At 74.4% G+C, this 8,199-nt stretch carries 8 protein-coding genes; 7 read left to right on the top strand and 1 reads right to left on the bottom strand.

Annotated features, from left to right (window positions below; genetic code table 11):
* Positions 1-217 precede the first annotated feature (217 nt).
* Complete coding sequence (locus CNO22_RS23595; RefSeq protein WP_100501700.1) at positions 218-997, top strand: SDR family NAD(P)-dependent oxidoreductase; 780 nt, start codon at positions 218-220, stop codon at positions 995-997.
* Between the two features lie 46 nt (positions 998-1,043).
* Here the strand turns inward: CNO22_RS23595 and CNO22_RS23600 are convergent, their stop codons facing one another.
* The gene (locus CNO22_RS23600) at positions 1,044-1,925 is read right to left on the bottom strand and encodes a diacylglycerol/lipid kinase family protein (RefSeq protein WP_100501701.1); all 882 of its coding nucleotides are present in this window, start codon (positions 1,923-1,925) and stop codon (positions 1,044-1,046) included.
* A gap of 216 nt (positions 1,926-2,141) precedes the next feature.
* Here CNO22_RS23600 and argC point away from each other — a divergent pair, with 216 nt between their 5' ends.
* The 6 genes from argC to CNO22_RS23630 all read left to right on the top strand — a co-directional run bounded on the left by argC (position 2,142) and on the right by CNO22_RS23630 (position 8,177).
* Entirely contained in the window at positions 2,142-3,182 is a 1,041-nt protein-coding gene (argC, locus tag CNO22_RS23605; protein WP_232807296.1) for an N-acetyl-gamma-glutamyl-phosphate reductase, read from the top strand.
* Positions 3,179-4,330, top strand: coding sequence for a bifunctional glutamate N-acetyltransferase/amino-acid acetyltransferase ArgJ (gene argJ / locus CNO22_RS23610; protein ID WP_100501703.1), 1,152 nt, complete (start codon positions 3,179-3,181; stop codon positions 4,328-4,330). Before argC ends, argJ begins: the two co-directional genes overlap by 4 nt.
* A complete protein-coding gene (gene argB, locus CNO22_RS23615) occupies positions 4,327-5,451 on the top strand; it encodes an acetylglutamate kinase (protein ID WP_232807297.1) in 1,125 nt (374 codons plus the stop codon). The genes argJ and argB overlap by 4 nt, the downstream gene beginning before the upstream one ends.
* Positions 5,448-6,635, top strand: coding sequence for an acetylornithine transaminase (locus CNO22_RS23620; protein ID WP_100501704.1), 1,188 nt, complete (start codon positions 5,448-5,450; stop codon positions 6,633-6,635). The genes argB and CNO22_RS23620 overlap by 4 nt, the downstream gene beginning before the upstream one ends.
* Positions 6,632-7,576 carry an ornithine carbamoyltransferase gene (argF, locus tag CNO22_RS23625; RefSeq protein ID WP_100501705.1) on the top strand — a complete coding sequence of 315 codons (945 nt, stop codon included), beginning with the start codon at positions 6,632-6,634 and terminating at the stop codon, positions 7,574-7,576. The genes CNO22_RS23620 and argF overlap by 4 nt, the downstream gene beginning before the upstream one ends.
* Before the next feature lie 64 nt (positions 7,577-7,640).
* Positions 7,641-8,177 (top strand): arginine repressor, encoded by a 537-nt coding sequence (locus CNO22_RS23630; protein ID WP_100501706.1) that lies wholly within the window; start codon positions 7,641-7,643, stop codon positions 8,175-8,177.
* Positions 8,178-8,199: the final 22 nt, after the last annotated feature.

Genomic DNA, 8,199 nt, shown 5'->3' on the forward strand with positions numbered 1-8,199 from the left:
TAATGACTGAGGAGAGCACTGGTGTACTAGGGGAGGTTAACGTAGGTGCTCGGGGCGTAGGTCTGATGTGTGTCGTGATCGGGGGAGAACATGAAGCTGCAGGTAGGGAGTCGTCGGCAGCGTCAGATGTGTATAAGGGGCAGCCCCTCGCACGCTCGGGGCGGGACCCGGGAGGGGGCCGACCCGGGACGGGGCCGGAGGACTTGCCGGCGTCGCGCTGGTCACCGGCGCGTCGACCGGCATCGGCCGCCACCTCGTCGAGGGCCTGGCTGCCCGCGGCATGGCGGTGGCCGGGCTGGCCCGGAACGGCGAGCGGCTGGCGACGGCGATGGACGAGGTCGCCGCCGCCACCGGCGCCCGGACCCTGGCCGTACCCGCCGACGTCACCGACCGGGCCGCCGTGGACGAGGCGGTCACGCGGGTGCGGGAGGAGCTCGGGCCCGTCGACCTGCTGGTCAACAACGCCGGGGTGATCGACGCGGCCGAGGAGCCGCTGTGGGAGGCCGACCCCGACCAGTGGTGGTCGGTGGTCGAGAGCCACGTGCGCGGCGGCTTCCTGCTCGCCCGCGCCGTCGTCCCGTGGATGGTGCTGCGCAACCGCGGCCGCGTCGTCGACCTGGCCAGCGGGATGAGCGTCCGCGCCCGACCGGAGTACTCGGCCTACTCGGTGGCCAAGACCGGCCTCATGCGGATGACCGAGGCCCTGGCCGGCGCGCTCGAGGGCCTGGACGTGCGCGCCTTCGACGTGGCGCCGGGCGTCGTCGACACCCCGATGACCCGCGCGATGCCCATGTGGCGGGGCTTCACCGACTGGACGCCGCCGGAGCGGGTCGTCGAACTGGTCGCCGCGATCGCCGCCGGGGAGCTCGACCAGTGGTACGGCCGGTTCCTGCGGGTCGGCGCCGACGACCTCGCCGTCCTGCGCGCCACCACGCCGGAGGACGCCGCCCGGCAGCTGAGGCTGCGCCCCTACGGGGACGGCGACCCGCTGGCCTGACCGGCGGCGGGGAGCCCCTCGCCGGCCCGCGGCCGTCGGCGGTCGGTCAGACCACCGTGGCCAGCGCCCCCGGTGCGATGTCGACGGCGACCGGGGTGTTCGCGTCCAGCTCCACCAACTCGCCGTCCAGCTGCAGCGGCATGGGGGCGAGCGCCGTGAAGGCGTAGTGGGTGGCGCTGGGTTGCGGGCCGAGTCCGCGGGTCGCCGCCTTGATGAGCGTCCCGAGCACCCGGAGCTTGCCGGCGCGCCGCTGCGTGATGACCTCGAACCGGCCGTCGTCGGGGCGGCCGCCCTCACTGAGCGTCGCGTACTTGGCCATCTGGTCGATGTTGGCGAACACCAGGCTGTCGATCGTGCGCCGTCTGCCGTCCTCGAGCCTGATCGGGAACGGCCGGAAACGGGAGAAGGACCGCACCACGGTCACGATCTCCTTCCACGACCCCTTCCCGCCCTCCTCCAGGTCCACGGCGACGACGGGTGTCAGGCCGACGCCGATGTAGGAGTGCGCGTACCGGGTCTGGGCGGCGGCCCCGCTGCCGATGGTCAGCCGGAGGAGGTCGATCCGGCGGACGTCCCCGGCCACGATGGCGTCGGCCAGTGGCCGCTGGCGCGTCGTCCGGCGGTGGTCGTTGGCGTTGCCTGCCGCCCGCACCGCGCAGACGGCCTCGGTGTCCCCGGCCTGCATGACGCCGTCGACGACCTCGTTGTACCCGCCGTCGCCGCTCACCGAGACCAGCAGCGGGCGCCCGATACCGGCCGCCTCCCTCGCCAGGTCGCGGGCGTGCCCCGCGTACCGGGTGGGGCAGAGCTCCACCGGCACGGCCGGCAGCCGCCGGGTCAGTTCGGCGCGCAGTTCCTCCGCGGAGCGCGACGCGTCGCCGGTGCTCTGCGGGTTGAAGATGATCACGATCCGGTCGAACGGACTCACGTCGAGGCTCCTCGGACGGGCGGCGCCCGTTGACGGACGGGTACATGCCCCGCAGACGTTCCCAGCACGCGTGCGCAGCGAGGCCGTCCCGACAGGTGGGCCGGCGCACGGTCCGCCCCTGTCCCGCACTGTGGGCAGGGGCTGACTGTCTGGGAGGACATCCCCGACTGCCACCCCTCGTGAACAGTCATGCATGGCCGTGTATGGTCATGCATCGTGAGCGGAACGCAGACGTGGTCGGTCGGGGTCACCGGCGCCACCGGGTACGCGGGGGGTGAGGTGTGCCGGCTGCTGGCCGGGCACCCTGACCTCCGGCTGGCCGGGGTGCACGCCAACTCGAGCGCCGGCCGACGCCTGGGCGAGCTGCAGCCGCACCTGCTGCCCTACGCCGACCTCGAGGTGCGGCCCAGTGGCGCCGAGGACCTGGCGGGCTACGACGTCGTCGTGCTCGCCCTGCCGCACGGGGAGTCCGCCGCGATCGCGGCCCAGCTGCCCGACGACACCCTCGTGATCGACTGCGGCGCCGACCACCGGCTGAACGACCCCGCTGCCTGGGCGCGCTGGTACGGCTCCGAGCACGCCGGCTCCTGGCCCTACGGGCTCCCCGAGCTGCCCGGGCAGCGGGAGCAGTTGGCCGGTGCGCGGCGGATCGCCGTCCCCGGCTGCTATCCGACCTCGGTCACCCTGGCGCTCGCCCCGGCACTGGCCGCCGGGCTGGTCGAGCCCGAGGTCGTCGTGGTCGCCGCCAGCGGCACCTCGGGTGCCGGGAAGTCGGCCAAGCCGCACCTGCTCGGCAGCGAGGTCATGGGCTCGGTGAGCACCTACGGCGTCGGCGGCGTGCACCGGCACACGCCCGAGATGGTGCAGAACCTCTCGCAGGCCGCCGGCGCACCGGTCGGCGTCAGCTTCACCCCGATGCTCGTGCCGATGAGCCGGGGCATCCTCGCCACCTGCTCGGCGAGGCTGCGGCCCGGCGTCGACGCCGCCGCGGCCCGCACCGCCTACGAGAAGGCCTACGCCGACGAGCCTTTCGTGCACCTGCTCCCCGAGGGGCAGTGGCCCACGACGGCGCAGGTGCTCGGTGCGAACACCGTCGCGCTGCAGGTGGCCGTCGACCCCGACGCCGGCCGGCTGGTCGTCGTCGCCGCGGTCGACAACCTGACCAAGGGCACCGGGGGAGCGGCCATCCAGTGCGCCAACCTCGCCCTCGGCCTGCCCGAGACGACGGGCCTGCCCATGGTGGGAGTGGCTCCGTGAGCGTCAGCGCCCCGAACGGCTTCCGGGCCGCCGGCGTCGCCGCCGGCCTGAAGAGCACTGGCGCCCAGGACGTCGCCCTGGTCGTCAACGACGGTCCGGACGACGCCGCCGCGGCCGTCTTCACCACCAACCGCTTCCCGGCCGCGCCGGTGCAGTGGAGCCGCCAGGTGCTGCAGAGCGGGCGGGTGCGGGCCGTCGTCCTCAACTCCGGCGGCGCCAACGCCTGCACGGGACCCGAGGGCTTCCAGGATACCCACGCCACCGCCGAGCACGCCGCCGCCGAACTCGGCATCGGCGCCATCGACGTCGCGGTGGCGAGCACCGGCCTCATCGGCGTCCGGCTGCCCATGGACAAGCTGACCGCCGGTGTCACCGCGGCGGCGCAGGGCCTGTCCGGCGACGGTGGCCAGGACGCCGCCCGCGCGATCATGACCACCGACAGCGTCCCCAAGACGACGGTGCAGACCCGCGACGGCTGGACCGTCGGCGGCATGGCCAAGGGCGCCGGCATGCTCGCGCCGAGCCTGGCCACGATGCTCGTCGTCCTCACCACCGACGCGGTGGTCGACGCCGGCACCCTGCAGACCGCGCTGAAGGAGGCGAGCAGCGTGAGCTTCGAGCGGGTCGACTCCGACGGCTGCCTGTCCACCAACGACACCGTGATCGTCATGGCCAACGGCGCGAGCGGGGTCACGCCGAGCGCCGAGGAGGTCGCCGAGGCGCTCACCGCGGCCTGCACCGACCTGGCGATGCAGCTGCTGGCCGACGCCGAGGGGTCGACCAAGGACATCGCGATCACCGTCCGGAACGCGGCCAGCGTCGAGGACGCGCTCACCGCCGGCCGCGCCTGCGCCCGCAACAACCTGCTCAAGACGGCGCTGTTCGGCAACGACCCCAACTGGGGCCGGGTGCTGGCCGCCATCGGCACGACCGACGCCGCCTTCGAGCCCGACCGGGTCGACGTCACGATCAACGGCGTCACGGTCTGCCGCGGCGGCGCGATCGGCGACCGCCGCGAGGGCGTCGACCTCACCGGCCGGGAGATCACCATCGACGTCGACCTGAGGGCCGGCGGTGAACAGGCCACGATCTGGACCAACGACCTGTCCATCGCCTACGTACACGAGAACTCGGCCTACTCGACATGAGCAGCAGCACCGCGCAGGACCCGGCGCACGAGAGCAGCGCGCAGGACCCGGCGCACGAGAGCAGCGCGCAGGACCCGGCGCACGAGAGCAGCGCGCAGGACCCGGCGCACGAGAGCAGCGCCCAGGACCCCACCCCGCCCGACGTCCGGGCCGACGAGGCGCCGCCCACGGTGCCCGCCGTCCGCAAGCGGATCGGCACCAGCCGGGTCATGCGCACCTACGACCCCGAGGGCGACGCCCGCAAGGTCGCCGTCCTGACCGGGGCGCTGCCGTGGCTCAAGGAGTTCCACGGCAACGTCGTGGTGATCAAGTACGGCGGCCACGCCATGGTCGACGAGGAGTGCCGCCGGGCCTTCGCCGAGGACATGGTCTTCCTGCGGACCTGCGGCATCCTCCCCGTCGTCGTCCACGGCGGCGGACCGCAGATCACCGAGATGCTCGGCCGGCTGGGCATCCCCAGCGAGTTCCGCGGCGGCCTGCGGGTGACCACCGAGGAGACGATCGACGTCGTCCGCATGGTGCTCACCGGCCAGGTGACCCCCGAGGTGGTCGGGCTGATCAACCAGCACGGCCCGCTGGCCGTGGGCCTGTCCGGTGAGGACGGCGGCCTGCTCACCGCCGAGCGCACCACCGCGACGGTGGACGGTGAGCCGGTCGACATCGGCCTGGTCGGCGACGTCGTCGCGGTCGACCCGGCTCCGGTGCGGGCGCTGCTGGAGACCGGCCACATCCCGGTGATCGCCACCGTCGCCCCCGACCGGGACGGCGTGGTCCACAACGTCAACGCCGACACCGCCGCCGCAGCGGTCGCGGTCGCCCTCGGTGCGGTCAAGCTCGTCGTCCTCACCGACGTCGAGGGCCTCTACGCCGACTGGCCCGACCGCGACTCGCTGGTGCAGCAGATCGACGCCGGCGAGCTCGCCGAGATCCTGCCCACCCTGGACTCGGGGATGGTCCCGAAGATGGCCGCCTGCCTGCGGGCGGTCGAGGGCGGGGTGAAGCGGGCGACCGTCGTCGACGGCCGCACCCCGCACGCCCTGCTGCTGGAGATGTTCACGTCCGAGGGCACCGGGACCATGGTGGTCCCGGCCCGCACCGCCACCGGAGAGGAGCCGGCATGACCCACACGGAGGAGCTGGCCACCCGCTGGTCGGCCGTGATGATGCACAACTACAAGACCCCGCCGGTGGCGCTCGCCCGCGGCGCGGGGGCGACGGTCTGGGACGTCGACGGCCGCGAGTACACCGACCTGCTCGGCGGCATCGCGACGACGATCCTCGGCCACACCCACCCGCGGGTCGTCGAGGCGATCACGCAGCAGGCGCAGACCCTCGGCCACGTCTCGAACCTGGCGATGCACGAGCCGGGCGTGACCCTCGCCGAGCGGCTGCTCGAGCTCGCCGGCCGGCCGGGCCGGGTCTTCTTCTGCAACTCCGGCGCGGAGGCCAACGAGGCGGCGTTCAAGCTCAGCCGGCTCACCGGGCGCACCGAGGTGGTCACCGCCGAGGGCTCCTTCCACGGCCGGACCATGGGCGCGCTCGCGCTGACCGGCCAGCCCGGCAAGGCCGACGCGTTCGCGCCGCTGCCCGGCGGCGTCCGGTACGTGCCCTACGGCGACGCCGACGCGCTGGAGGCCACGGTCACCGACCGGACGGCGATGGTGCTGCTCGAACCGATGCTCGGCGAGGGCGGCGTCCAGCCGGCGCCTCCCGGCTACCTCGCCGCCGCGGCCCGGACCGCGGCCGCCTCCGGCGCGCTGTTCGCCGTCGACGAGGTGCAGACCGGCACCGGCCGCACCGGGCACTGGTTCGCCCACCAGGCCGAGGGGGTCAGCCCGGACGTCGTCACCCTCGCCAAGGCGATCGGCGGCGGGCTCCCGCTCGGCGCCACCCTCGCCTTCGGCGACGCCGCCGACCTGATGACCGCCGGCTCGCACGGCTCCACCTTCGGCGGCAACCCGATCGCCGCCGCGGCCGCGCTCGCCGTCCTCGACACCATCCGCGACGAGGGGCTGCTGGAGCGGGCCAAGGAGCTCGAGCACCGCTTCACCGCGGGCATCGAGGGCCTCGGCCACCCGGGCGTCTCCGGCGTCCGCGGCAAGGGTGCCCTGCTGGGCGTCGTCCTCACCGCCGACGTCGCCGGCGCGCTCGAGGCCCGGCTCCGGGACGCCGGCTTCCTCACCAACGCCGTCGCCGCGAACGTGCTGCGGCTGGCGCCGTCCCTGGTGCTCACCGACGCGCAGGTCGACGCCTTCGTCGCCGCCCTGCCGGCTGCCCTCGACTCGGCGATGGAGGCCGCTCCGTGACCCGGCACCTCCTGCGCGACGACGACCTCAGCCCGGCCGAGCAGGCCGAGGTGCTGGCGCTGGCCGCCGAGCTCAAGCGCACGCGGCACACCGCGGCGGCGCCCACCACGCTGCGGGCGCCCAACGGCGTGCCGCGGGCGGTGGCCGTGCTCTTCGACAAGCCCTCGACCCGTACCCGGGTGAGCTTCTCCGTCGGCGTTGCCGAGCTCGGCGGGTACCCGCTGGTGGTCGACGGCGGCAGCAGCCAGCTCGGCCGCGGGGAGTCGGTGGAGGACACCACCCGCGTGCTCGACCGGCAGGTCGCCGCGATCGTCTGGCGCACCTTCGGCCAGGACCGCATCGAGGCGATGGCCGCGGTCAGCCGGGTGCCGGTGGTCAACGCGCTCACCGACGACTTCCACCCCTGCCAGATCCTCGCCGACCTGCAGACCGTCGCCGAGCGCAAGGGCGCCCTCGCCGGGCTGACCATGAGCTACCTCGGTGACGGCGCCAACAACATGGCGCACTCCTACCTGCTCGGCGGCGCCACGGCCGGCATGCACGTGCGCATCGGCTCGCCGGCGTCCTTCCAGCCCGACGCCTCGGTCGTCAAGCGCGCCGAGGAGATCGCCGCGGAGACCGGTGGCTCGGTGCGCTTGACCGACGACGCCGCGGCCGCCGCCGACGGCACCGACGTCCTGGTCACCGACACCTGGGTCTCCATGGGGCAGGAGGACGAGTACGACGCCCGCGTCGCGCCGTTCCTGCCCTACGCGGTGGACGACGCCGCGCTCGCCCGCGCCGCCGACGACGCCGTCGTCCTGCACTGCCTGCCGGCCTACCGCGGCAAGGAGATCGCGGCCGACGTGATCGACGGGCCGCAGAGCGCGGTGTGGGACGAGGCGGAGAACCGGCTGCACGCGCAGAAGGCCGTGCTCATCTGGCTGCTGGAGCGCTCATGAGACCGGCCGTCGCCCGTCGCGCCCCGGAGGGCGCGCGTCCCTCGCGCCTCCCGGAGCGATCCGGGTGACGACGGCGCTGACCCGCTCGGCCCGGCAGGCGCGCATCCGCGAGCTCATCGAGGCCCAGCCGGTCACCTCGCAGACCCAGCTGGCCGTGCTGCTCGCCGGGTCGGGCATCGAGGTCACCCAGGCCACGCTCTCGCGCGACCTGGAGGAGCTCGGCGCGGTCAAGCTGCGCGGCTCCGACGGCGCCCCGGCGTCCTACGTGCTGCCGCCGGAGAACGCACCGCTGCGCCCCGCGCAGGCCGCGCCCGCGCGGCTGACCCGCCTGCTGGCCGATCTGCTGACCTCCGCCGAGGGCAGCGCCAACCTCGCCGTCCTGCGCACGCCGCCGGGTGCGGCGCAGTTCCTCGCCTCCGCCCTGGACAAGGTCGGCCTCCCCGACGTGCTGGGCACGATCGCGGGGGACGACACTCTGCTGGTCGTCTCCCGCGAGCCCGACGGCGGCGCGGCCCTGGCCGAGCGCCTGCGCGCGATGGCCCGGCGGACGCCGGCCGTCTACCCCGAACTGAAGAACGACCTGGAGGACCCCGCACCGTGAGCCCTGTCCCCTATACACATCT

The organism is Geodermatophilus chilensis, assembly GCF_002802985.1.
Taxonomy (GTDB): Bacteria; Actinomycetota; Actinomycetes; order Mycobacteriales; family Geodermatophilaceae; genus Geodermatophilus; species Geodermatophilus chilensis.